This window comes from Bacteroides sp. MSSM.1001136sp1_RTP21357st2_D2_RTP21359_211015 (genome assembly GCF_040913205.1).
Taxonomy (GTDB): Bacteria; Bacteroidota; Bacteroidia; order Bacteroidales; family Bacteroidaceae; genus Bacteroides; species Bacteroides ovatus.
In genome coordinates, this window is sequence record NZ_JBDFVF010000022.1 from 1 (window position 1) to 24,550 (window position 24,550).

Annotated in this window: 17 protein-coding genes; 10 read left to right on the forward strand and 7 right to left on the reverse strand. The window is 42.3% G+C overall.

The window, feature by feature from the left end; all coding sequences use genetic code 11:
* The first annotated feature begins 233 nt into the window (after positions 1 to 233).
* Complete coding sequence (locus AB5217_RS14765; RefSeq protein WP_368112767.1) at positions 234 to 1,094, forward strand: TonB family protein; 861 nt, start codon at positions 234 to 236, stop codon at positions 1,092 to 1,094.
* Positions 1,095 to 1,898: 804 nt separating this feature from the next.
* Here AB5217_RS14765 and AB5217_RS14770 read toward each other — a convergent pair.
* On the reverse strand, positions 1,899 to 4,379 hold the full coding sequence (locus tag AB5217_RS14770) for a glycoside hydrolase family 31 protein (protein WP_139147455.1): 2,481 nt from the start codon (positions 4,377 to 4,379) through the stop codon (positions 1,899 to 1,901).
* 82 nt (positions 4,380 to 4,461) lie between these two features.
* Entirely contained in the window at positions 4,462 to 7,053 is a 2,592-nt protein-coding gene (locus tag AB5217_RS14775) for a helix-turn-helix domain-containing protein (RefSeq protein WP_032845957.1), read from the reverse strand.
* 206 nt (positions 7,054 to 7,259) lie between these two features.
* Between AB5217_RS14775 and AB5217_RS14780 the strand changes: the two genes are divergently transcribed.
* The 5 genes from AB5217_RS14780 to AB5217_RS14800 all read left to right on the forward strand — a co-directional run bounded on the left by AB5217_RS14780 (position 7,260) and on the right by AB5217_RS14800 (position 14,749).
* Positions 7,260 to 9,260: a DUF2264 domain-containing protein gene (locus AB5217_RS14780; protein ID WP_032845955.1), complete on the forward strand. Its 2,001-nt coding sequence runs from the start codon at positions 7,260 to 7,262 to the stop codon at positions 9,258 to 9,260.
* Positions 9,261 to 9,309: 49 nt separating this feature from the next.
* Positions 9,310 to 11,043: a BNR repeat-containing protein gene (locus AB5217_RS14785; protein ID WP_032845953.1), complete on the forward strand. Its 1,734-nt coding sequence runs from the start codon at positions 9,310 to 9,312 to the stop codon at positions 11,041 to 11,043.
* A gap of 222 nt (positions 11,044 to 11,265) precedes the next feature.
* Entirely contained in the window at positions 11,266 to 12,306 is a 1,041-nt protein-coding gene (locus AB5217_RS14790) for a glycoside hydrolase family 43 protein (protein WP_004305062.1), read from the forward strand.
* Positions 12,307 to 12,315: 9 nt separating this feature from the next.
* Positions 12,316 to 13,611, forward strand: a complete 1,296-nt coding sequence (locus AB5217_RS14795) for a BNR repeat-containing protein (protein ID WP_032842929.1) — start codon at positions 12,316 to 12,318, stop codon at positions 13,609 to 13,611.
* Between the two features lie 4 nt (positions 13,612 to 13,615).
* Positions 13,616 to 14,749 carry a glycoside hydrolase family 88 protein gene (locus tag AB5217_RS14800; RefSeq protein WP_032842954.1) on the forward strand — a complete coding sequence of 378 codons (1,134 nt, stop codon included), beginning with the start codon at positions 13,616 to 13,618 and terminating at the stop codon, positions 14,747 to 14,749.
* A gap of 91 nt (positions 14,750 to 14,840) precedes the next feature.
* Here the strand turns inward: AB5217_RS14800 and AB5217_RS14805 are convergent, their stop codons facing one another.
* From AB5217_RS14805 to AB5217_RS14820, 4 genes are read right to left on the reverse strand one after another with little or no spacing between them, the layout of a single operon-like run.
* Positions 14,841 to 15,857 carry a GNAT family N-acetyltransferase gene (locus AB5217_RS14805; protein ID WP_032842931.1) on the reverse strand — a complete coding sequence of 339 codons (1,017 nt, stop codon included), beginning with the start codon at positions 15,855 to 15,857 and terminating at the stop codon, positions 14,841 to 14,843.
* A gap of 13 nt (positions 15,858 to 15,870) precedes the next feature.
* A complete protein-coding gene (locus AB5217_RS14810; protein WP_032842932.1) occupies positions 15,871 to 16,788 on the reverse strand; it encodes a DUF2156 domain-containing protein in 918 nt (305 codons plus the stop codon).
* A 56-nt stretch (positions 16,789 to 16,844) separates the two neighbouring features.
* Positions 16,845 to 17,540: an LrgB family protein gene (locus tag AB5217_RS14815; RefSeq protein WP_004299735.1), complete on the reverse strand. Its 696-nt coding sequence runs from the start codon at positions 17,538 to 17,540 to the stop codon at positions 16,845 to 16,847.
* Positions 17,537 to 17,980, reverse strand: a complete 444-nt coding sequence (locus AB5217_RS14820; protein WP_032842934.1) for a CidA/LrgA family protein — start codon at positions 17,978 to 17,980, stop codon at positions 17,537 to 17,539. The genes AB5217_RS14815 and AB5217_RS14820 overlap by 4 nt, the downstream gene beginning before the upstream one ends.
* Positions 17,981 to 18,176: 196 nt before the next feature.
* Here AB5217_RS14820 and pta point away from each other — a divergent pair, with 196 nt between their 5' ends.
* The 3 genes from pta to AB5217_RS14835 all read left to right on the forward strand — a co-directional run bounded on the left by pta (position 18,177) and on the right by AB5217_RS14835 (position 21,526).
* The gene (gene pta / locus AB5217_RS14825) at positions 18,177 to 19,196 is read left to right on the forward strand and encodes a phosphate acetyltransferase (protein WP_004305055.1); all 1,020 of its coding nucleotides are present in this window, start codon (positions 18,177 to 18,179) and stop codon (positions 19,194 to 19,196) included.
* A 39-nt stretch (positions 19,197 to 19,235) separates the two neighbouring features.
* Positions 19,236 to 20,435, forward strand: a complete 1,200-nt coding sequence (locus AB5217_RS14830) for an acetate kinase (RefSeq protein ID WP_032842936.1) — start codon at positions 19,236 to 19,238, stop codon at positions 20,433 to 20,435.
* Between the two features lie 101 nt (positions 20,436 to 20,536).
* Positions 20,537 to 21,526, forward strand: a complete 990-nt coding sequence (locus tag AB5217_RS14835; RefSeq protein WP_004305053.1) for a glycosyltransferase — start codon at positions 20,537 to 20,539, stop codon at positions 21,524 to 21,526.
* A gap of 146 nt (positions 21,527 to 21,672) precedes the next feature.
* Here the strand turns inward: AB5217_RS14835 and AB5217_RS14840 are convergent, their stop codons facing one another.
* Complete coding sequence (locus AB5217_RS14840) at positions 21,673 to 23,688, reverse strand: family 20 glycosylhydrolase (protein WP_004324571.1); 2,016 nt, start codon at positions 23,686 to 23,688, stop codon at positions 21,673 to 21,675.
* 144 nt (positions 23,689 to 23,832) lie between these two features.
* Between AB5217_RS14840 and radC the strand changes: the two genes are divergently transcribed.
* Positions 23,833 to 24,528, forward strand: coding sequence for a RadC family protein (gene radC, locus AB5217_RS14845; protein ID WP_004299741.1), 696 nt, complete (start codon positions 23,833 to 23,835; stop codon positions 24,526 to 24,528).
* Positions 24,529 to 24,550: the final 22 nt, after the last annotated feature.

The window sequence follows — 24,550 nt, forward strand, 5'->3', positions numbered from 1 at the left end:
AGCAGCATAGCCAAAAGAAAATATAGCAGAACTGTAAAATATAAAAGAGGTTGTGCCAACGTTTTGACACAACCTCCACATTTTTATTTGTTATTTACTTGTGGCTTGGTGGCAACAGTATTTATTGTGCAATAAATAACTGCTGTGTATGAGGAAAATAAACGATTTTTTTGTTGCTCTTTTAGCGTAAAGATGTTATCTTCGTTTATTGTTCAACCTTAAAACGGAAAACCATGCATACAAAACTAGTAAGTCTTTTCATAGCGTTGTTTCTGTGTTTGCCATTGTTTGCACAGAAAGAGTCAGTCCCCAGAATAGATAGTGAGGGAGTTTATTTAATTCCCGATGAGATGCCGAAGTTTCCGGGAGGCATGCAAGCCATGATGAAATACTTGGCAACTAACGTAAAATACCCTGTCGAAGCCCAGAAGAAAGGAGTTTCCGGTCGGGTGATTATCCAGTTCGTAGTGATGGAAGATGGAACACCGGGACAGGGAAAGGTAGTGAGAGGAGTTGATCCCCTGTTGGATGAAGAGGCTTTGCGCGTGGTGAAAACAATGCCTAAATGGTCATCCGGAATGGCGGATGGCAAGGCTGTCAAAGTGCGTTTCACTATTCCTGTAATGTTCAGCCTGTCGAAAAAGCAAAATGGCAATACTCCGAATATGAATATTCCTGAACTTACTGTCCCTAGCGGTCAGGAAGTCACTAATAAGAGTCTGGAGGGAGTATGGCAAAGCTGTCTTGTGCAGCCCGGTGCACATGATTTTCGGATTGCATTATTACCGGTCTTAAAAGTAATTTCTGCCGATAAAACATTTATAAACATCATGACACGTGGCAGGGATGCGAAATCGAATGCCATTATATTTTCCCAGGGAGAGTATCGTTTGCCTTCAGACAGCGTGTATGTCGAGATATTGGGAAAATCGTCCGATCCTGTTTTCGTTCCGGGAACAGAGAATGAAATTAGTGTTGAACGTCTCCACGACAATCTGATTAAGTTATCGTTCTCAATGCCCGATAAAGAAAAACGATGGGTGGAGTATTGGTTCCGTGTTCCGTCGCCTGATGTGAAGATAATGGCTGATTGATAATTTCTCTCTGTATAGATTTGCCATTGTTGAAGGAAGAGTACATTCGTTTTAGAAGACTTATTTGAAACGATAGTTCCCGGAAAGTTCCGTTTTGAATCGTTGCGGGATCTTATGGAAATTCAAGAAAATACCCTTCACCTTTCACAATGCCCTATTCATCGGCATTAGCGGGTGAAGGGCAGGCTTTCACTTTCCTTTCACCTTTCTACCCTGGTTTTCACAGATTGTCTAGTCTGCTAAATCTTTTATCTATAGTTGGCAGAAGAAGTGTTAGCAGATAGCTTCCAGACTATTATAGGAAAACTTCTTTTCTATAAGGGATAAACTTCCTTTGTATAGGAACCAAACTTTCTTTGCATCATAAGAAAACTATAAATGCAAGCTTTGATTATATAAATGAAACTTGCATTTTTATAATCAAAGCTTTTGTTTTTATAAACGCAACTTGCAATTATAGATTGCATTTAATGAAAAACAAGTTTACATACTGGTAATAAGAAGTTTACCAGTAATCAAAAGAAAGTTTGTTATTAATGAAAAAGAAGTTAGTTAGTAATGAGTGGGAAACAGGTTAGATATGTTTTTAGAAGTAACAGGTGGAGAAGAATTATACAGGGTTAAGAAAACGGAGGGTGAAAGGCGGATGAAAGAGCAGCCTTCACCCGCTAATGCCGATGAATAAGGCATTGTGAAGGGTGAAGGCTGTGTTTGTAAAATTGGAAAACAGGTGTTAGAGGGAAATTTACCGATTGGTTACTGTTTATTTCCCCAGTGTGAGATGGTGGGAATAAAGTTGAAACTTTATAATTTTAAGTCTACTCTCTTTCCCCTATAAGAAACAGATTGATCGAATGTCGTAGCATCACCGTCACCACAACCTTTTCCCGGTTCTACAATGATAATGTTGAATTTACGATTTTTCAGCATTCCTTTGTAGTTACCTTGCCGGTCGTTAATCGTCAGGGTACAGTCTTTATCATTCCATTTCATGGCAATGGTAGTGTATGCTCCCTTTTCGTAATTGTAGTTGTCGAACTCATCTTCGTAAAGAGTAAATTCAGCGTCGGCGCCCGGATAAATGCGAAGTGTCAGATTATCCCATTTCTTTTCGGTGGAATATTGTACAGCCGGTCCCCAGGGTAGGATAGAACCAGCACGGACATAGACAGGCATGATGTCGATAGGCACTTCACGCTGGATGGTTTGTCCGCCTTTCAGGCTTTTCCCGGTCCAGAAATCAATCCATTGGGCACCTGCGGGTAGATAAACATCTGTCTTTCCTATCTTATTCATATTCTTCTGATAGCCGTTCTGTTTGTCGTCCTGCCATGTATAAAGCGAATCAGTTACGGGGCGGACAAGGAAATTACGGCCAAACATATACTCTGTATCCATCTCGAGTACTTTCTTATCTTTAGGAAAATCCATCATGAGTGGTCGGATGATACTGCCCGCTTTGTTGGTAACTTCCCATGAAGTGCTGTAGAGATAGGGCAAAAGGCGATAGCGCAGGTGAGTATATTTTTCGAGTGCGTCATAAGCCCAGTCTCCTTTCTTGCCGAACTGGTATATTTCCACAGCTACCGGACTGGAATTGTGTGAACGCATGATCGGCTGGAATGCTCCCCACTGATACCAGCGCACGTGCAATTCATGATAAGCGATATTGTGTACATTATTGTTATATTTCCGTGCGAAGAAGCCGCCTAGGTCGGTATTCCAGTATGGTATGCCGCATAGTGAGTAATTTAGTCCTGCCGCCAGTTGTTTCTTCATCACTTCCCAGGTAGAGACTACATCACCGCTCCATGAATGTGACGCATAACGTTGCTGTCCTAGGAAAGACGAACGTGTGAGCAGGAATACCCGCTTGTCGGAAGTGGTAGCACGTTGATGTTCGTATACACCCTTGTTGGACATCAAAGGGAAAGCGTTGTGCACTCTGCGGAATGAACCTAGATAAGTGGGGGTGTCGAAATCTTTGTCCTTGATTTCCAGATGATCCGGCTCGGTAGAGTCGAGCCACCAACCATCCATACCGAGATCGAAGATGTTCTTTTTCATTTCTGCCCAATACATATCGCGTGCTGTCGGATTGAACGGGTCGTAAGGTTTTACTCCGGCTTTGGGAGGCCATGTCTCGAAGTGAAGCAATGCTTTCAGGCTATCCATTTTCTGGTACATCTCTGTCCACGGACCGAACGAGGCCCATACTGAAATCATGATATGTGCATTCTGTTTATGTACATAGTCGATCATTTCTTTCGGACTTTTGATGCGTAGCGTTCCATAATTAGCATTTCTGTCTTCTCCGTTCGGGAGGAATTTCATGTATTCCGGATCACCCATTTTGTTGATATAGCGTGGGTTTTGGAATTTCATCGAGTTCCAGTTTTCGTTGCATCCCCAATATTGCCAGTCTTGGATGATACCGTCCAAAGGTACTTTCAGTTCACGGTACTTATCTACTACTTCGCAGAGTTCGTCCGGACTTTTATAGCGTTCGCGGCATTGCCAGAATCCCAGTGTCCAGAGCGGATAGAGCGGGGCCTGACCGGTCAGCTCGCGCACTCCGGCTATTACACCGTCCGCATTGCCGCCGTAAATGAAATAATAATCAGCGCAATCGCCTACTTCCGAGTCGAACGACATCTCTTGCGGATTGTCGAGGAAAGTAGTAGGAGAGTAATTATCCCAATAAAGGGCATATCCCTTGACGGAATGAATGAATGGAATGCAGATACTCATATTTTGATTGCGGAGAAACAGTTTCTGATTGCGTTGGTTCACTTTACCCGTCTGCTGCTGTCCCAAACCGTAGATTACTTCGTCTTTATCCAGCAAAAAGGCCTGGCGGACATTGAAAGACGGAACACCTGCATCATTGAAAGGAGTGAATTGTGTTCCGTAATCCTTGTCCGTCAACAGACGTTGCCCGGACGAATCGAAAAAATGGATACCACCAGTCTCCGGGTTCACTTCCACTTGGATAAGACGGCTGCTTAATGTCACATTTTTCCCCTTTTCACCGAAAGAAACAGGAGTTGTCTCGGGCGTTTTGACAATGACCAGACTTTCTTTATTGCAAGATTTCTGACTGGGCGTCTTATAAACCCTGACAATGGAGGGTGAATAAAACTCTACGTTGACATCCATCCCCTGTGTGGCACACTTGATGCCTTGTGAGGTACGCTGTACATTTTGTGCTGTACCATTGCCTGCTGCAACCATTGTTGCACATACAAGCAAGAAACCGGCTTTTCTAATAAGATTCATTTTCATGGTTTTTAAGTACTTTATGATGCAGCAAAAGTAGGGCAGAGGCAAGCAAAACGGACAACAATCAGGTTGAAACAAACAGTAATCACGTTGATTTCTTCGCTTTTTCGGCATATTCTGACGGGCGGCATCCATACATTTCCTGAAAACATTTGCTTAAATAACTGGAACTGCTAAAACCTGTGTGTTCCGCAATTTCTGTAATACTTAGCTTGCCCTCTGTTATCAGTTGTGCTGCCCGTTGCAGACGAATGTTACGGATAAAGAGGCTGGGAGACTGATCGAGCATAGTCACCAGTTTGCGGTATAATCCCGTTCGCTCCATACAGAGGTCGCGGCTTAGTTGCTCCACCGAATAGCCATTGACGTGCAGATTCTGTTCCACCAGTTTGATGGCTTGTGCCAGAAATGCAGATTCTTCTGTGTCCTGTTGCTGATGGTCGGGAGACGTTTCTTCTATGTCACAGGTTAGAGAATTATTTTGTTCGATCAGGTTGCGGATACGGAGTAATAGAATCTCTTCTTTATGCTTGCGTTCCATTTCCTTTCTGCTCCAATAGATATACAATCGGCTACCGGTGAAAGCAATCAGTAATAAAATGACTGCATACAGGATATAAGCCGTGGTTGTTTTCCACCACGGTGCATGGATGGTTAATTTTATTGCTGTCACTTTGCCGTTCCACTGAAGAGGATTGTCCGAGGCCATGACTTTGAATGTATAATCTCCCGGTGGTAAATTGGTGTAAACAGCTTGAAGAAGACCTTTCCCTACAGTCGCATTTCCCTGTCTTCCTGCAAATGTACTCATCCATTGCGGGTCGATACCTTCCAGTTGATAACGGTAGTATGTGCGTTCATGATTGATATAATTCAATGCCGAAAATTCGAAAGTCAGGAAGTTTTGGTTATAGTCCAGTTCGATTTCGGTTGCATAAGGAGCAGCCTTGGACAGGATGATGCGGTTGCCATATTCTTTTCCAGTATTCACTTTCTCTCCATACAAGCGTAAGGCTGTGAAAACCGGCGGATCAGGAAGCATCGGATGAATGGAGTCCTTGTCGGGATGGAATATGCTAAAGCCATCAATACCACCCAGATAGAGAGTACCGTCGGAAGAACTGAATACGGCATCTTTTATGTATTCGCCGTCCAAAGCACCGTCCAACTGATTGAACCGGGTGAAACTGATGTTCTTATTCTCCGGATTTATGTGGATGCGTGTGACACCGTTACTGGTCGTTACCCAGATGTCTCGATATTTGTCCTCAATAATGCCCTGGATAAAGTTATTGCTCAATCCGTTTTCACGATAGAAGATACGTGGGGCAGAGTCGTTTTCGCTGGTAAAAAGTTCCAGTCCGTCAGGAGTTCCTGCCCATGTCCATCCGCGTGTGTCGGTATATAATGTATTGTATACTTTATTTTTGAAATGATGGTTCTTGTTGGGGTTCAACCGATTCAGTATTTCAGGAGAGACAGACGGGATAGCTGCTGACTTTAATACATAGGATTTTTGTTCATTAGCTGTCAGTCGATAAATTCGGGAATGAGCTTTCAGATAGATATTTCCATCTTTATCTTCGGCGAAAGATTCAATATTGATTTCTTCTTCCGGGGAGACGGGAAATGCATTGCGACCTATATGAGTCAGTTTATGCATGGACGGGTGATGATATAATAATCCCCGATTGAAAGTTCCGAGCCATAACCCTCCTTGTCGGTCTTGAAAGACAGTGCTGATTTCGGTAGAGACAATCTGTCCGTTTCCGGTTTCCAATAGGGGGATGTATTTTTGTGTTCCTGTGTGGAGGTCAATCATCCAAAACCCGTGAACGCAACTGATATAGGCTTTCTCACCATTAGGGGTAATGATAAGGGTGTTGAGAGTATAGTTCTGTTCGAAGAGTTTTTTCCATGTGCGCTTGTGGCTATTGAAATAGAATAAACCGCCTTTACGCCCGTTGCGTAGTTGATAGAAGCCGTCTGCGCTTTTGACGACGAGAGAAGTATTTTGATATTCAGCCTGTTCGGATGCAGGATAAGCGGCTATGTTGTATACGGTTTTTTGGTCGGCTATGTGGTAACAGGACACTTCGCCTGTGTCATAGAATAAATATAGGGAGGTACTGTCGGCATTCAGGTCCTGCAATTTCCCGGAATACTTGCCGGGCAAGGTTATACGGGTCTTGTTGTTTAATTCCAGTAATTCGTTAGCTATGAGTAGCCAGATGTGTCCTGAATCGTCTACAAAAAGGTCTTCTACGGGGGCTTGTATCTCTCTGTTCTTAAAGTAAGCATCTAAATCAGGAATGTATTCCTCTCTGTACAGGTCAATGCACATCAGTTTGTGAGTATCTTTAATCCATAACAGAGAATCCCCACTCTGGTAAATGTGGTAATGCCCGTTATATTGGTTTAATGGATATACGTATTCCGTGGTGCGGTGAAGATAGCTGAAATGTACACCGTCGTATAGATTTACATTACCGCTGGTGGTGAATACCATTCTTCCGTCGGGCAACTGGAGGATATAACGTATTTGGTTATCACTCAATCCTTGCGACGCATTGATGGTGGTGAACAGGAATTCACCGGCATATATGAACGGTGTCATCCTGAAACAGAAAAATAAGCAGAGCAGAATCCGTATGTTTCTCAAACTATTGGTAGTCATGGCTATGTTTCAAGATTACAAAGATAAAAAAAGTCGGCTTATGAAGCACGACTTTTCTATCTGTTAAAGGCAGTTATTTATCATTCAGCTGATAAAAAGTGGCATCTTGACTTAATTTTGGGCTTTTATGAATGATATTCAGACGAATGTTTGTATATAAAGCTTTACTTTTGCGATGAATCTGACATTATAAACATATCATTACCATGAAAGCAATATTTGCATTATTTTTATTGTTTGCTATTTTATCATTAAAACTCTCTGTGGTCTTTGCGCAGGAAAACATATTCACCGTCTGGCAGCCGGATTATCAGAAAAGCCCTTATACGGGAATGACTCGTCAGCACTGGATACAGGCAGGCGAGTATTTATTAAAAGGTGCATTTAACTATATACATACATTAGACGATCAAATGTATTTTCCGAAACAGCTGGATAAAACATATCCGAGAAATACGGGAGAAATTCCGGTAGCAAAGCTGGAAGGTCTGGCACGGACTCTATTTGTAGCTGCTCCTCTTTTGAAAGATAATCCAGAACTGGAGATGAACGGGATAAAAGTGGCAGACTATTATCGTTATCAACTGATAAATATCTCTAACCCTGAAAGTAGGAGCTATATTCCGCATCGTACGGGAGGTCCCAGTCAGACATTGTTGGAACTGGGCTCTTTGGCAATCTCGATGAAAGCTGCACAGGAAGTGTTATGGAATCCTCTCACTAAGAAACAGAAAGATTCACTGGCTGCTACCATGTTGAGTTATGGAGAGGGACCGACTATTGGTTCCAACTGGATGTTTTTCAATGTCTTTATCTTGAGTTTTCTGAAAGATCAGGGATATGCCGTGAATGAAAGCTATCTGGAGTCGAACCTGCAAAAACTTCTCGCACGCTATCGGGGCGAAGGCTGGTACAATGACGCTCCGGCTTATGACTATTATAGTGCGTGGGCTTATCAGACTTACGGACCTATTTGGGCGGAAATGTTCGGGAAGAAACAATACCCTCAATATGCAAGGCTGTTTATGGAAAATCAGCATGACATGGTTGATAATTATCCATTTCTGTTCAGCCGTGATGGCAGGATGAATATGTGGGGACGGAGTATTTGTTATCGTTTTGCCGTTACTGCTCCTTTGTCTTTGTATGAATATGACAAAAGTGGTAATGTGAATTATGGATGGATGAGAAGGATAGCTTCTTCTACGTTGTTGCAATTTTTAGAACGTCCGGAATTTCTGGAAGATGGTGTTCCGACAATGGGTTTCTACGGACCTTTTGCTCCTGCTGTTCAGATTTATAGTTGCCGGGGTAGTGTTTATTGGTGCGGAAAAGCTTTTCTTAGTTTGTTGTTGCCGGAAAACTCTAACTATTGGTCGGCTACAGAAAATAACGGTCCTTGGGAGAAAGAACTGAAAAAAGGGGAAGTGTATAATAAGTTCCAGCAGGGAACTAATCTATTGATAACCAATTACCCGAATTGTGGCGGATCTGAAATGCGTTCATGGTGTCATGAGACTGTGGCAAAAGATTGGCAGAAATTCCGGAGTACCGAAAATTATAATAAACTGGCTTACCATACAGAGTTCCCCTGGATGGCAGATGGGAAGAATGGGGAGATTTCCATGAATTATGGAACAAGGAATAAAAAAGGGGAATGGGAAGTGTTGCGGTTGTATACGTTCAAAAGTTTCGAAAATGGAATTTATCGTCGTGACGCTGTGCTCGAAACGGATAGCACTGTGAAGTATCAGTTGGCGGATATTCCTCTGCCGGATGGAATTCTGCGGGTAGATAAGGTGACTGTTTCAGAACCGGCGGAGATTTGTTTGGGACATTATTCCCTGCCTCGTCTGGATTCCGATATAAAGGAAACAGGTTGTAAGGTGGGTAAACAGAATATTCCGGTACTCTCTAACGGAAAATATGAATTGGCAATGATACCATTGACAGGTTGGGAGAAAACATATACGGTATATCCGGAGGGAGTGCATCCTGTAAGTGAGAAATGTGCATTAAATATGGTTTCCGATCAGTTATCCGGTGAAAAAATATATGTGACACTTCAATTATGGAAGAAGAATGAGAAAAGAGGTTTTACTTCAAAAGAGCTGACACCGGTGAAATCTGTCCATGTGTCAGAGGATAAGAAACAGGTGACGGTTTGTTTATCAAACGGTGAAATAAAAACTATTTCGTTTGAGTAATGAATCCCATTCAAGTAACTGATATTTAATTAAGAAACATATTGCTATCATGAAAGAGAAGATTGTTTGGATTTTTGTCGTTTTATATCTGTGTAGCTTTCATTTGAATGCCCAAAATGTAGAAAATAATCCTACTGGCGGCGGGTATCAAGTTGCAGCTGAAGGAGCTTGGTGTTGGTTTGCCGATCCGAGAGCCTTGCATTATGAAAACAAGGAGGGAACTATAAATAAGACATATATCGGTTACATCGATATTCATGGTAATATAAAGGCGATGCAGTATGACTTTCAAAAGAAGGAACAGGAAGAAGTATTGATCCGTTCGTATTTTCAGCCGGACGATCATAACAATCCCACTTTTCTTGTATTGCCCGATGAAAGAATCATGATTTTCTATTCAAGACATACGGATGAACCTTGTTTTTATTACAGAGTCTCCCGAATACCGGGGGATATTACTACTTTAGGTGAAGAAAAGAGGATTGAAACAAAAAATAATACGACTTATCCTTCTCCGTTTATTCTGTCGGATGATCCTGAACATATTTATTTATGCTGGCGTGGAATCGGTTGGCATCCGACTATTGCCAAGCTTTCATTACCGGACGACAAAGATGAGGTGGATGTAGTATGGGGACCGTATCAAATCGTACAATCTACCGGCGCCCGTCCGTATGCGAAATACATGTCTAACGGGAAAGATAAGATTTATTTGACTTACACCACGGGACATCCGGATAATGAACTTCCCAACTTCCTTTATTTTAATTATATCGATATCAAAACATTGCAGTTGACTGATGTCAGGGGAACCGTACTTTCTACTATTGCCGACGGCACATTTAAGGTGAACAAGACAGGTGATTATGCGAAACAATACCCGTCTACGGTAGTGGATAATCCTTCTGAACGTGACTGGGTATGGCAAATAGCTTCGGACAGGAACGGAAATCCGGTGATAGCAATGGTACGTATCAGCGATAATAAAGAATCTCATGATTATTACTATGCAAAATGGAACGGACACGAGTGGAAAAAGACTTTTCTTATTAATGCCGGTGGACATTTTCATCAGACGCCGAATTTAGAAAAGTGTTATAGTGCCGGTATGGCTATCGATCCGTCGAATGTTAATGAGGTATATTGCTCATTACCGGTAGAGGGAAAATATGGTAAGGTGTATGAGATTGTAAGATTTATCATGAGTGAAGATGGAGAGGTTATTTCTAAGGAGGCAGTCACAAAAGACTCGCAACTGAATAATGTCCGTCCTTATATGATACCGGCTTCAGAGGGTACCCCATTGCGGCTGACTTGGATGTATGGCAACTATTATGATTGGATTGTCAGTTTACAACATCCACAAGGCTATTCTACAGGAATAGCCTGCGACTTCAAAGGATTCCCCGATAGAAAAAAGAAGAAGATGATAGCGGCATCCGGCAAAGAAATACGATTTGATCCTGAAAAACCTTTTGTGCTGGAACAGACGATTACTCTTGGCGCAGATAATTATCAAGGTTGCTTGTTGCAACTCGGTGATCTGGAATATTATCTAAACGGAGAAACGATGAAACCTGAAATCAGATATAAAGGGAAGGTATATACCAGCACAAATGTATTGGGAACATCGGATTGTTGGAAAACACAGGCTCGTGGAACCGGTGGCAAGTGGTATACTCCGCAGAAATATGGGGAGGTTCGTTTGAGGATGGAATATAAGAAAGGTGTTTTATGTGTATATATAAATGACTTGCTCGATCAGAGAATTGACTTTGATTGAAAGCGAGCGAACTCTTTTATGGAGTGGGCTAATAAGTGGAATCCTCGTTTATATCGTATTATATAATAAATGAGGACTAAGTTCGAAGTACAAATTCTCCATAATATCATACATTTAATAGAGAATGATTGTTTTTAGCCCTTTTTTGACATATAAGTAGACCTTTATATTTTATGTATCATCTATCTTTGTAGACAAGAAATCTTATTTAATATCATGAATATGAATAGACATTGTGGAATAATTAAGTTTATATTATTAGGGGTGGTTTGTATATCATTACTGCCTGTATCAGTGCATGCACAGAAGTATACGGAGTTTATCCCCGGTGAAGTTTGGAAAGATACGGACGGGAATCCGATCAATGCCCATGGTGGTGGACTTTTATATCATAACGGCACTTACTATTGGTATGGCGAATACAAGAAAGGGAAAACCATTTTGCCTGACTGGGCTACGTGGGAGTGTTATCGTACGGATGTGACCGGAGTAGGTTGTTACTCTTCTAAAGACTTGCTGAATTGGAAATTTGAGGGTATTGTACTTCCGGCAGTTAAAGACGATCCGAATCATGACCTGCATCCCTCCAAAGTATTGGAACGTCCGAAAGTGGTTTATAATAAGAAAACGGGCAAATTTGTAATGTGGGCCCATGTGGAAAGTGCTGATTACAGTAAGGCTTGTGCCGGAGTGGCAGTTTCCGATTCTCCTGTCGGTCCGTTCGTTTATCAGGGAAGTTTTCGTCCGAACAATGCGATGAGCCGCGATCAGACTGTTTTTGTGGATGATGATGGACGTGCTTATCAGTTTTATTCTTCAGAAAATAATGAAACGATGTATATCAGCCTTCTGACTGATGATTATCTGAAACCGAGCGGACGTTTTACACGCAATTTCGTAAAAGAATCGAGAGAGGCTCCGGCAGTATTTAAATATAATGGTAAATATTATATGTTGAGTTCCGGTTGTACTGGCTGGGATCCTAATATAGCCGAGATCGCAGTAGCCGATTCTATTATGGGAACATGGAAGACAATCGGAAATCCTTGTACGGGACCGGATGCGGATAAAACGTTTTATGCCCAGAGTACTTATGTCCAGCCTGTTGTCGGAAAGAAGAATGCATATATTGCCATGTTCGACCGTTGGAAGAAGAAGGATTTGGAAGATTCCCGTTATGTATGGCTGCCTGTGTTGGTAAAAGATGGGAAAATAACTATCCCTTGGCATGAAAAATGGAACCTTTCTATCTTTGACAAATAAAAAATAAATATGAAACGGATACTGCTACTACTTTGCGGAATAATGCTCGTTCCCGTTATTGCCTGTTCCCAGCATTTGGTTGAAGTGGGAAAGGGGTATAGCTGTACTTCGGTCAATACGACGGTCTTTCGGAATAATTCGCTGGTTACACACGGTGATGAACAATATATCAGTTATTACGATAACGATGGCTATCTGGTACTTGGAAAGCGGAAACTGGATTCGGAACAATGGACATTACATCGCACCCAATATCAGGGAAATGTGAAGGATGCTCATAATATAATTAGTATGATGATAGATGGAGAAGGATACATGCACGTATCTTTTGACCATCACGGACATCCATTGAATTACTGCCGGAGCATTGCTCCCGGTTCTTTGGAACTGGGGGATAAAATGCCCATGACCGGAGTTGACGAAGGAAATGTCACCTATCCGGAGTTCTATCCTTTATCCGGAGGAGATTTATTGTTTGTTTACCGCTCCGGTTCTTCGGGTCGTGGAAATCTGGTAATGAACCGTTATTCGCTGAAAGAACACAAATGGACTCGTGTGCAGGATATACTGATCGACGGAGAAAATAAACGGAATGCCTATTGGCAGTTATATGTTGATGAGAAAGGGACGATTCATCTTTCATGGGTATGGCGCGAGACCTGGCATGTGGAAACAAACCATGATATTTGTTATGCCCGTTCTTTTGATAATGGGGTAACTTGGTATAAGACGAGTGGAGAACGATATGAACTCCCGATCAAATTGTCCAATGCGGAGTATGCCTGTCGTTTACCTCAAAACTGTGAGTTGATTAATCAGACGAGCATGAGTGCTGATGCAGGAGGAAATCCGTATATAGCTACTTATTGGCGGGAACCCGATAGTGATGTTCCTCAATACCGCATCGTCTGGAATGACGGGAAGATGTGGCATCAACGGCAGATAACCGATCGCCAGACACCTTTTACCTTGAAGGGTGGAGGTACGAAAATGATCCCTATTGCCCGTCCGCGTATTGTGGTAGAAGGTGGAGAAGTCTTTTATATTTTCCGTGACGAAGAACGGGGAAGCCGTGTGTCGATGGCACATGCGACTGATGTGGGTACGAGTAAGTGGACGATAACGGATCTGACGGATTTTTCGGTGGATGCCTGGGAACCCTCTCATGATACGGAACTTTGGAAAAAGCAGCGGAAACTGCATCTCTTTGTACAACACACCCGTCAGGGAAACGGTGAACGCACAGCGGAAATTGAGCCTCAAATGATATATGTATTGGAAACGGATATGGATACAAATAAATAAAGATATGAAGAAACTATATGCAACTCTTTTTTCTGCACTCTTTCTAGGCGGTGCAATCTGTGCAAGTTGTACGGATAAGAAGGATGCTTCTGCTGAAGAAGTGATAAACACTATTCATAAAGTGAATAATTATTGGCAGACGAATCATCCGGAACACGGACGTTCTTTTTGGGATAATGCCGCCTATCACACCGGAAATATGGAAGCTTATTTTTTGATTAAGCAGCCGGAGTATTTGGAATACTCGAAAGCCTGGGCGGAACATAATGAATGGAAAGGGGCAAAATCAGATCATAAGGAAAACTGGAAGTACAGTTACGGTGAAAGTGATGATTATGTGCTTTTCGGTGACTATCAGATTTGTTTTCAGACGTATGCCGATCTCTATAATATGGAACCGGATACACAGAAAATTGCCCGTGCCCGCGAAGTGATGGAATATCAGATGAGTACCCCCAATCATGATTATTGGTGGTGGGCAGATGGCTTATATATGGTCATGCCGGTCATGACAAAGATGTATAACATTACTAAGAATCCGCTCTATTTGGAGAAACTGCATGAATACCTCGCCTATGCTGATAGTATTATGTATGATGAAGAGGCCGGACTTTATTACCGGGATGGAAAATACGTGTATCCTAAACACAAAAGTGTGAACGGCAAAAAGGATTTTTGGGCACGTGGAGACGGCTGGGTATTGGCCGGATTGGCAAAAGTCTTGAAAGAACTTCCTGAAACAGATAAGTATCGTCCGGAATATATAGATCGTTTCCGTACCCTGGCTAAGTCGGTTGCTGCTTGTCAACAGCCGGAAGGTTACTGGACACGCAGTATGCTCGATCCATTGCATGCACCGGGACCGGAAACCAGTGGAACGGCTTTCTTTACCTATGGTTTACAATGGGGAATCAATAACGGTTTTCTGGATGCTGCAGAATATCAGCCGGTGGTTGAAAAAGCATGGAAATATCTCTCAACAGTTGCTTTGCAGCCTGATGGCAAGATTGGTTATGTGCAACCGATTGGTGAGAAAGCGATACCCGGTCAGGTGGTAGACGCAAACTCAACTTCGAATTTTGGAGTAGGTGCGTTTCTATTGGCAGCCTGTGAACGGGTTCGTTATTTGAATAAATAAATACAGGCACGGATTATACGGGTTTCACAGCTCTTAGAGGCATGCCTTAATATAAGTCAACAGCGTAATCCGTGTAATCCGTGCCTAAAATTTAATTCAGCATCAAGCTCATATATGGCTTTAACGGCTGAAGTATTCTATTGGTTAATTCGCTAATATTCATTTGTATATGTGCACCGGGCAGTCGCTCGGTATTATACATACACTTTCCTTTGCACAGGTAATAATAGCCGTTGTTTACAGACAATTGTTTGTCCGATAATTCCAGCTGCATTTCATCTTCAGGAAAAGCCGCGGCATAGATTTGCAGCACTTCTTTGGCATTGATGATACGTGCCATGCCTAGCGGATGTTGAGACTGTTTATCTTCAGGAGGCAGTAGTTGAACCATGCGCTTGCAGCCGGTGTGCTGCCTGATCGCATACAATAAACTATATTCCACATCTTTATCATCAGCGCAAAGCTCATTGATAATGATATGTTTGTCTCCTTTATATATAATGGTTATTCCTTTGATTTCGTTTTCCTGTCTGGCTACAAATAAATAACCTCCACTAATGGCAAGATCGGTCATAATAACCTGAAAGTCTTCCGATGTGTGCTGAATACAGCAAGCCCGTTCGGAAAGTTTCTTATTCAAATAGGAATAGACCTCCTCCTGAAATTCTGAAACAACACTGACCGCTATCTCTTTAGAAGGGATAAACTCGGGCAAAACGATCTCTTTAGTTGAATACTTGAATACCGAAGCATATCCCATACGGGCATAATAATCAAACAACCAGGGTTCTGCCGGTATTAATGTGCTGAAGTGTACTCCATTCCGTAACATCCGGGCGAAAGACTGTGATAAAAGCTCGCGCATGACTCCTTTGCTTCGAAAATCGGGATGCGTACAGGCTCCTGAAATATAGGAGGTCTGTACAGTCTCTCCACCAAAAGTCATCGGATAAGGAAGCATTTGAAGGGCAGAGATTACCTCATCACCACTTTTGATGGCAACGTTCACCTCTGTCTTATAGCGTAGTCTGAAGTACATCTCGACGAATTCTTCACTATCGTCAAAACAGACTTTCCACAATGCTTTTACTTGCTCCTTTATCATCATATTTATAAAGAGTTTACCATTTAACCATATTCATGGGATGCTCTTTGAGACAAGCCATGTATTTTTCCAGAATCGTCACCGGTTGGTAAGACAATTTGGCTTTGCGCAAACCTTCGAGACCTAAATCCTCTTCCCGGTTGATATAGATATATTGTTCGGGAATCCGGTTGGCAAATTCATAATTAATCATGGCATACGCACCTTCAATATTGGTATCCGCTTTCTCTACATGCACGCCGAACGTTTCATGATTGATAGGCATACCGAATGTGAATGCGACGATTTTACTGTTCACATGAAGAATACCTCCCGTCAGTCCGAGTGCATCGAAGTTGTGGAGGGCATAAATCAGGGCGCGACGTTCATTGCCCGTCCCTTCCTGCTGGTCGCAGTGATTCACTTTACACCATTCTGCTTCCAGATCCAGACATTCCTGAATGCGGTCCGGAGTGATCGGTGTATATTCATAATCCGGATAAGTGTTGCGGAACCGGTTGATATGATTTCTTTTCGCTTGGAATTTCTTACCCTTCAGTGTTGAAAGATCACTTCTCAAATAGATATAATCCGCATAGTCGCGGTCTTCTGTAAATGTGAACTGTCCCGGAAGGATAGCTTCGAGATCAGCACGCATATTACTGCACACTCCCAACATACAGAAATGCTGGTTCTCTTTGCGGGCATCTTCTATCAGTTCCCACAATACTGCTTTCAAATCTCCTGTGCCTACGGGCATCATATAAGCGAGTTGTTCTCCCGCCCAGAACTTGAACACCAGAAAGTTGTCGACCACTGCAAATTGGGTATCATATAAGAACCTCCAACTACAAAGATTGGAGAATGAAAGATCGCAATTGCGGCGATCACTTTTCATCGTGAATGAGGTGATTGTGTCTCTGTCTGCTAACGTGACATCTTTAAATGGAATCATAAGATTGCTTTTTGCGTTTAACTCTTTATATAACGGAAAATCAAGAGATTTTGTTTTTACAAAATACCTAATAATCGAAGGATAGTAGGTGTTAGCAGTGCAGTGAATATTCCATTTAGCGTCAGTCCCAGGCTGGCGTATGCTCCATATTTGCTGCTGATATCCATTGCAGTGGAGGTTCCGACGGCATGAGCGGCTGTTCCCATCGAAAGCCCTTGGGCGATCGGACTGCCTACACGCATGATTTTCATTGTCTTAAAGCCACAGATAGCCCCTAATAAACCTACTGCTACAACAACTGCCGCCGTTAGTGACGGAATACCGCCGATAGCTTTGGTTACTTCCATCGCAATCGGGGTCGTAACCGATTTCGGAGCCAGTGACAGGATTACCTCTTGTGAGGCTCCCATGAATTTCGCAATCAGTACTACTGAAATAACTCCGACGATGCAGCCTGCCAGTTGAGACAGTAGAATAGGCAATAACTGCTTTTTTATCATTTCCAGTTGGAGATATAAAGGTACGCCTAAAGCCACAACGGCCGGGCGTAGCCAGAATTCGATCAGATGTCCTCCTTTATTATATGTCTCATAAGAGATATTGGTCATTTTAAGGAAGATGATTAATAGTGCGATGGTCAGCAATATAGGATTTAATAATACCAGTCCTGTTTTCTTCTGAAGTAGTTTGGCAAAGAAGAAAATCCCGAAGGTAATGGCCAGCAGGAAGAAATTATTTTCTAAGAAGCTCATTTGTCTTTATTCGTTAAGTTGATTTTATCTTTAAGGTGTAGTTTCTCCGGCAGATGGAAATCTGACAGATGAAGTTTGCGTGCCAGTTTGATCTGACGTGCCAGCCTGAACTTGCGGACGATTTGGTGCACCCATCCCGTAACGACAAGTACAAGCGCGGTGCTGACAATGGTCGCTGTCACTATCGGCCAGAACTCTGCCGCAATGACGTCAAAGTACAGCATAAGAGCCACACCGGGCGGAACGAAAAAGAATCCTAAGTTGGCAACCAGAAAGTCGGACAATCCCTGTACCCAGTGTAATTTAATCCAACCTAATTTTAAAAAGAGGGTGAGCAGCAGCATACCGATGATGCTGGAGGGGAGCTTGATACCCGTAAGATAAACTATTAATTCACCCAAAGCCAAACAGCCAAATAAAATGGCGCACTGACGTATCATAACTAATAACCTATTGATTTTGTTTGAAAACGCTGCAAAGGTATGAAAAATAGGAGTACAGTGTTAAATATTACAATATTTTAGACTTGGAAGAGAAAAATAGGCGAAATTGTAATGTGGATATTGCAAAATTGAGTACTTTTGCACCGCAAATTACAAATTGTAAGGACGTTTTATAATAATATTCAATATATCTATGCTCAATTTAATCAACCAAATCGTGGCGCGTGCGAAAGCAAATCGCCAACGTATTGTTCTTCCGGAAGGAACTGAAGAACGCACATTGAAAGCTGCCAATATGATTTTGACAGACGAAGTAGCCGATCTAATTTTACTGGGTAAACCGGCAGAAATTAATGAACTTGCTGCAAAATGGGGATTGGGAAACATCGGTAAAGCTACTATCATTGATCCTGAAACTTCTCCGAAACACGAAGAATATGCGCAGTTGTTGTGTGAACTTCGTAAAAAGAAGGGGATGACTATTGAAGAAGCCCGCAAGTTAACGAATGATCCTTTATTCTTTGGTTGTTTAATGATTAAGAGCGGTGATGCTGACGGTCAGTTGGCTGGTGCCCGTAACACTACTGGTAATGTATTGCGTCCTGCTTTGCAGATTATCAAGACTGCGCCGGGAATCACTTGCGTGTCTGGTGCTATGTTGCTTTTGACTCATGCTCCTGAATACGGAAAGAATGGCATTTTGGTCATGGGTGACGTTGCTGTAACTCCGGTTCCGGACGCTAATCAGCTGGCACAGATTGCTATTTGTACTGCGCAGACTGCGAAAGCCGTTGCCGGTATTGAAAATCCGAAAGTAGCTCTGTTGAGCTTTTCAACCAAGGGTTCCGCTAAACACGAAGTAGTGGATAAAGTGGTAGAAGCTACTAAGATTGCAAAAGAGATGGCTCCTACTCTTGATTTGGATGGTGAAATGCAGGCTGACGCTGCTCTTGTACCGGAAGTGGGTGCTAGCAAAGCGCCGGGTTCTCCAGTAGCCGGAGAAGCAAATGTGCTGATCGTTCCAAGTTTGGAAGTTGGTAATATTTCTTATAAATTAGTTCAACGTCTGGGACATGCTGACGCTGTTGGTCCGATTCTTCAGGGTATTGCCTGTCCGGTAAACGACTTGTCTCGTGGTTGTTCTATCGAAGATGTATATCGCATGATTGCTATCACAGCTAATCAGGCCATTGCAGCAAAAGCGAATAAATAAGTATTAGATATAAACTATTAAGTATAAATCGACAACGACATGAAGATTCTGGTATTGAACTGCGGAAGTTCATCTATTAAATATAAATTGTTCGATATGACCACCAAAGAGGTGATTGCACAAGGTGGTATCGAAAAAATCGGTCTGAAAGGATCATTCTTGAAACTTACTTTGCCGAATGGTGAAAAGAAAATATTGGAGAAAGATATTCCTGAACATACAGTAGGAGTAGAGTTTATCCTGAACACGCTGATTAATCCTGAATACGGCGCTATTGAATCTTTGGATGAGATCAATGCAGTAGGTCACCGTATGGTACACGGAGGCGAGCGTTTCAGCGAATCTGTATTGCTGAACAAGGAAGTGCTGGAAGCTTTCGCTGCTTGCAATGACTTGGCTCCGCTTCACAATCCTGCTAACTTGAAAGGGGTAAATGCAGTTTCTGCTATTCTTCCTAACATTCCGCAGGTAGGTGTATTCGATACGGCTTTCCATCAGACAATGCCGGATTATGCTTACATGTATGCTATTCCTCACGAACTGTATGAAAAGTATGGTGTACGTCGTTATGGCTTCCACGGAACTTCTCATCGTTATGTGTCAAAACGTGTATGTGAATTCTTGGGTGTAAATCCGGTAGGACAGAAAATTATCACTTGCCACATTGGTAACGGTGGTTCTATCGCTGCTATCAAAGATGGTAAATGTATGGATACTACTATGGGCTTGACTCCATTGGAAGGCTTGATGATGGGTACTCGTAGCGGTGATATTGATGCCGGTGCAGTAACATTTATCATGGAAAAAGAAGGCTTGAACACAACCGGTGTTTCCAATCTGTTGAACAAGAAGAGCGGTGTACTGGGCATTTCGGGTGTATCAAGCGATATGCGTGAACTCTTGGCTGCTTGTGCGGCTGGCAATGAGAAAGCTATCCTTGCAGAGAAGATGTACTATTACCGTATTAAGAAATATATCGGTGCTTATGCTGCTGCATTGGGCGGTGTGGATATTATCCTGTTTACTGGTGGTGTAGGTGAGAACCAGATGGAATGTCGTCGTGAAGTTTGTAAGGATATGGAATTCATGGGTATCGAACTTGATAACGAAGTAAATGCTAAGGTTCGCGGTGAAGAAGCAATCATTTCTACTCCTGCTTCTAAAGTGAAAGTAGTAGTGATCCCAACAGATGAAGAACTGTTGATCGCATCGGATACAATGGATATCCTGAATAAGTAATAATTTTATTGCTGATATACAAAAAAAAGATGGACTCGATTTCGAGTCCATCTTTTTTTTGTCTTACTTTGCATATCAAATAGTTATATCCCGTTTTTGATATGCGTTACTCCGTCATAATTCCCGTTTATAATCGTCCCGATGAAGTGGATGAATTATTGCAAAGTCTTACTGTACAACACTTTAAGGGTTTTGAGGTTGTTGTTGTTGAAGATGGTTCTTCCATTCCCTGTAAAGGAGTAGTAGACCGGTATGCAGATCGGTTGAATATAAAATATTTCTCTAAACCCAATTCCGGTCCGGGACAAACCCGTAATTACGGAGCAGAACGTAGCGAAGGCGAATACCTTATTATATTGGATTCTGATGTCATCCTTCCCGAAGGCTACTTCGATGCGGTAGAGAAGGAGCTCACCACTTCTCCTGCCGATGCTTTTGGTGGCCCCGACCGTGCACACGATTCTTTCACTGATATTCAGAAGGCAATTAACTATTCCATGACCTCTTTCTTCACGACCGGAGGTATCCGTGGCGGAAAAAAGAAGATGGACAAATTCTATCCCCGTAGTTTTAATATGGGAGTTCGCCGGGCAGTGTACGAGGCTTTGGGAGGTTTTTCAAAGATGCGTTTTGGGGAGGATATTGATTTCAGTATCCGTATCTTTAAGAATGGGTACACTTGTCGTCTTTTTCCTGATGCCTGGGTATATCATAAACGTCGGACTGACTTGAAAAAATTCTTCAAGCAGGTGCATAACTCCGGCATTGCCCGTATTAATCTTTATAAGAAATATCCGGATTCTCTGAAACTGGTGCATTTGCTTCCAGCCGTATTTACATTGGGAGTGGCGCTTCTATTATTAGGAACCCCCTTCTGCCTCTTCAGTTTCACGCCTATCATTCTCTATGCATTACTCGTATGCATTGATTCTACTATTCAGAATAAAAGTCTGTCTATTGGCGTTTATTCCATTGCCGCCGCATTTATACAGCTTATCGGCTATGGTACAGGCTTTTGGCGCGCATGGTGGCAGCGTTGTATCAGAGGGAAGGATGAGTTTGAGGCTTTCCAAAAGAATTTTTATAAGTAATCCATTTTTTATTTGCCTATTACCATTCCTATTTTTGTTTAAAAGGAATGTTGTCTGACACCCGGGTCTCAATACGTCTGACACTCGGGTGTCAGACAAGTTATACTTTCATGGAAAAAAAGTAATGGATGCAATCGAAGAAATTTTTATAGGCTATATCTTTTTTCATTTAGTGGAGTGCAAATCACATTTCTTATTCTTCCCTTAAACCCCAGCAATTTGTCGCCTATCTGTTTCAATGGGAAGATAAGTGTTTCCTGATACCAAATGCTGTCTTTACGCAGGCTTTTCTGATTGTAAACTACACCGATTCGTCCTTCCAAACGTTCTTGTAGCTCTCCGTTTATGTAAAGTGAGGTCCCTTTGGCATCTCCCTCTACACGAACCTTTGTCCATTTTTCCACAGGCAAACGATAGGAATGGAAGATGAATTCATAGCCGTCGCGCGAGAATGCGAATTTACCCGTATTTTGCCAGTTCGCGGTGAAAACAGAATGGGGACCTTTGAATAAGACCGCATCGATATTGGGCTTTGGATCTGCGTAGATTTCAAATTCCACACTATATGGATAACCGATTTCGGGTATAGAGGTAAGAACCGAGTCGTTACCTTGCAGGATAATTTCCTGGCCGGAAAGCGTTAGGTCTTTTCTGTCATCTATGCTGGCCTGTAGATTTACGCCCGGTGCTTCCGGTGTTGTCCTGCACCACGTTTCGAAGGTTTCAAACGGTATGTTTCTTGTGTTTTCTCCTTTCCAAAGTTTCTCGCTCATAACCTGCATGGCAGGAAAGGTGCGTATATGTACATCCTGTTGGCTGATTCCATTTCCGACACGGTCGTTCCATACAGCAAACATGGCTCCTAATAAATTAGTAGACTGCTCTATCATTTCTCCCTCTTGCATCATTCGTGGTGACCAACTCTCATATATCCATTGATGATCCAGAAAGTTATGGTAGTAATTCACGGCTGGTACGATATATAGAAATGCATCGCATGTATTAATCGCTTTGGCTCCTTCCTGCAGTGCGGTTTCTAAGTCTAGCCAGCTATAATTCCATGCATTGACCGTTTTTCCTTTCAGATTTACGGGGGTATTTCCTTTCATGTGTTTCAGACTTCCCCATAATCGCGGATTTTTTCCATATTTGGTGATATACTTCAGATAGTATTCAGTGAAATAGCGGAATTGTTCCGCTTCTTTGAGGTTGTACTCATCAGTGCCGATATGTACGTCCGGTCCGACAAATACCGGGTGATCTCCCGAGAGATATTCGTCAAACAAAGTATCAAGGAAATCATATACCTCTTTTTTATAGAGGTCGAGATGATCCATACCATATTCTTTTTTGTCGGCTGCCAGTATCGGATTGTAATGAGTGAAAGCGAGTGAGTGTGCCGGAACATCAATTTCTGGGATGATATTGATTCCATATCGTGCGGCCATTTGCTGGAAGTTGCGGAATTCTTCTTTGGTGTAGGAACCATCTTTGGATGTGAGTCCCGGAAAACGGTCGCTTTCCAATCTGAAGGCGGCGTATGTTTTGTTCCAGTCATTATCGAAAAACTCAACGAAACCATTATCATTCAGATGTATTTGCAGTTCATTCATTTTATAGAACGAGAGAATTTTTACGTAATCCTGCAAATAGTCCATTGTGAAAAATTTCCTGGCTACGTCAATCATCAGTCCGCGGTGAGCATACTGCGGATAATCCAATGCTTTTCCTTTCATGAGTCCAAAAGGCTGGTTATGGATCATTTGCAACAGTGTGCGAGTTCCCCAGAATACTCCTTTTACGGTGGAGGCTTCGATGGTTACATGGTTGCGTATATCCAGTTCATAGCTTTCTTCTCCCAATGATGAAGGCGATTTTTTCACTGACAGATAGATAGAATGATTTTTCGGTTTTCCGGAGGTTACCTGATAATTCCAGCCGAACATATCTTTTAAGTCTTTTGCCATTATTTCCGCAGTTTCTTTCAACAGGCTTTCTGCTTCCGGAGCGATTATAATCTTTCCTGTTTCCGGTAGTGTCAGTTTGCCTTTTGCCCCATTCCAATGTTGTAAGGAGGGAATCACCTGCGGGATATCCGTTTGAGCGTATACTGTCATTCCTAATAGTAGTAAGATGGATAAGATGCTTATTCTCTTTTTCATATTTATTAGATGTTTATATATTAATCTTGATAGCGCAAAACTACGATATTTGGAAGTAAAGGGATTCTAAAAATAGACTTATAGCTTCCAAAATTCATTTTTTCAGTTATATAGGAGTATCTTTGTGACTTAATTTGATTAATAATGGAAAGTAAACACAAACTATCCATCAACCAGTGGGCACTGGAAGACCGCCCACGGGAAAAAATGATGGAGAAGGGAGCAGCCGCATTGAGTGATGCCGAACTACTCGCTATATTGATTGGCTCCGGAAATACGGAAGAAAGTGCTGTCGAATTGATGAGACGCCTGCTCCTGTCTTGTGATAACAATCTGAATTCATTGGCAAAATGGGAAGTGTGTGACTATTCCTCTTTCAAAGGTATGGGACCCGCAAAGAGCATTACAGTGATGGCAGCCTTGGAATTAGGCAAACGAAGAAAGCTGCAAGAAACCAAAGAGAGACTTCGAATCACTTGCTCAAAAGATATCTATGATATTTTCCAACCGATCATGTGTGACTTGGAACAGGAAGAATTCTGGGTGCTCCTATTGAACCAGGCAACCAAACTAATTGATAAGGTACGTATAAGTACTGGTGGCATAGACGGAACTTATACCGATGTGCGCACCATTCTCCGGGAAGCATTGCTGCAAAGAGCTACACAAATCGCGGTGGTGCATAACCATCCTTCGGGAAATATTCATCCCAGCCAACCGGACAGGAGTTTGACAGAGCATATCCATAAAGCGGCGGAAACGATGAATATCCGTCTGATAGATCACGTCATCGTTTGTGAAGACGGATTTTTCAGCTTTGCAGATGAGGGCCTACTCTAATTAGTAATACTACCTTATTTAA

Coding starts and splice junctions, on each gene's coding strand:
- AB5217_RS14765 (WP_368112767.1), top strand. CDS start 234: ATGCATACAAAACTAGTAAGTCTTTTCATAGCGTTGTTTCTGTGTTTG.
- AB5217_RS14770 (WP_139147455.1), bottom strand. CDS start 4,379: ATGAAAATGAATCTTATTAGAAAAGCCGGTTTCTTGCTTGTATGTGCA.
- AB5217_RS14775 (WP_032845957.1), bottom strand. CDS start 7,053: ATGACTACCAATAGTTTGAGAAACATACGGATTCTGCTCTGCTTATTT.
- AB5217_RS14780 (WP_032845955.1), top strand. CDS start 7,260: ATGAAAGCAATATTTGCATTATTTTTATTGTTTGCTATTTTATCATTA.
- AB5217_RS14785 (WP_032845953.1), top strand. CDS start 9,310: ATGAAAGAGAAGATTGTTTGGATTTTTGTCGTTTTATATCTGTGTAGC.
- AB5217_RS14790 (WP_004305062.1), top strand. CDS start 11,266: ATGAATAGACATTGTGGAATAATTAAGTTTATATTATTAGGGGTGGTT.
- AB5217_RS14795 (WP_032842929.1), top strand. CDS start 12,316: ATGAAACGGATACTGCTACTACTTTGCGGAATAATGCTCGTTCCCGTT.
- AB5217_RS14800 (WP_032842954.1), top strand. CDS start 13,616: ATGAAGAAACTATATGCAACTCTTTTTTCTGCACTCTTTCTAGGCGGT.
- AB5217_RS14805 (WP_032842931.1), bottom strand. CDS start 15,857: ATGATGATAAAGGAGCAAGTAAAAGCATTGTGGAAAGTCTGTTTTGAC.
- AB5217_RS14810 (WP_032842932.1), bottom strand. CDS start 16,788: ATGATTCCATTTAAAGATGTCACGTTAGCAGACAGAGACACAATCACC.
- AB5217_RS14815 (WP_004299735.1), bottom strand. CDS start 17,540: ATGAGCTTCTTAGAAAATAATTTCTTCCTGCTGGCCATTACCTTCGGG.
- AB5217_RS14820 (WP_032842934.1), bottom strand. CDS start 17,980: ATGATACGTCAGTGCGCCATTTTATTTGGCTGTTTGGCTTTGGGTGAA.
- pta (WP_004305055.1), top strand. CDS start 18,177: ATGCTCAATTTAATCAACCAAATCGTGGCGCGTGCGAAAGCAAATCGC.
- AB5217_RS14830 (WP_032842936.1), top strand. CDS start 19,236: ATGAAGATTCTGGTATTGAACTGCGGAAGTTCATCTATTAAATATAAA.
- AB5217_RS14835 (WP_004305053.1), top strand. CDS start 20,537: ATGCGTTACTCCGTCATAATTCCCGTTTATAATCGTCCCGATGAAGTG.
- AB5217_RS14840 (WP_004324571.1), bottom strand. CDS start 23,688: ATGAAAAAGAGAATAAGCATCTTATCCATCTTACTACTATTAGGAATG.
- radC (WP_004299741.1), top strand. CDS start 23,833: ATGGAAAGTAAACACAAACTATCCATCAACCAGTGGGCACTGGAAGAC.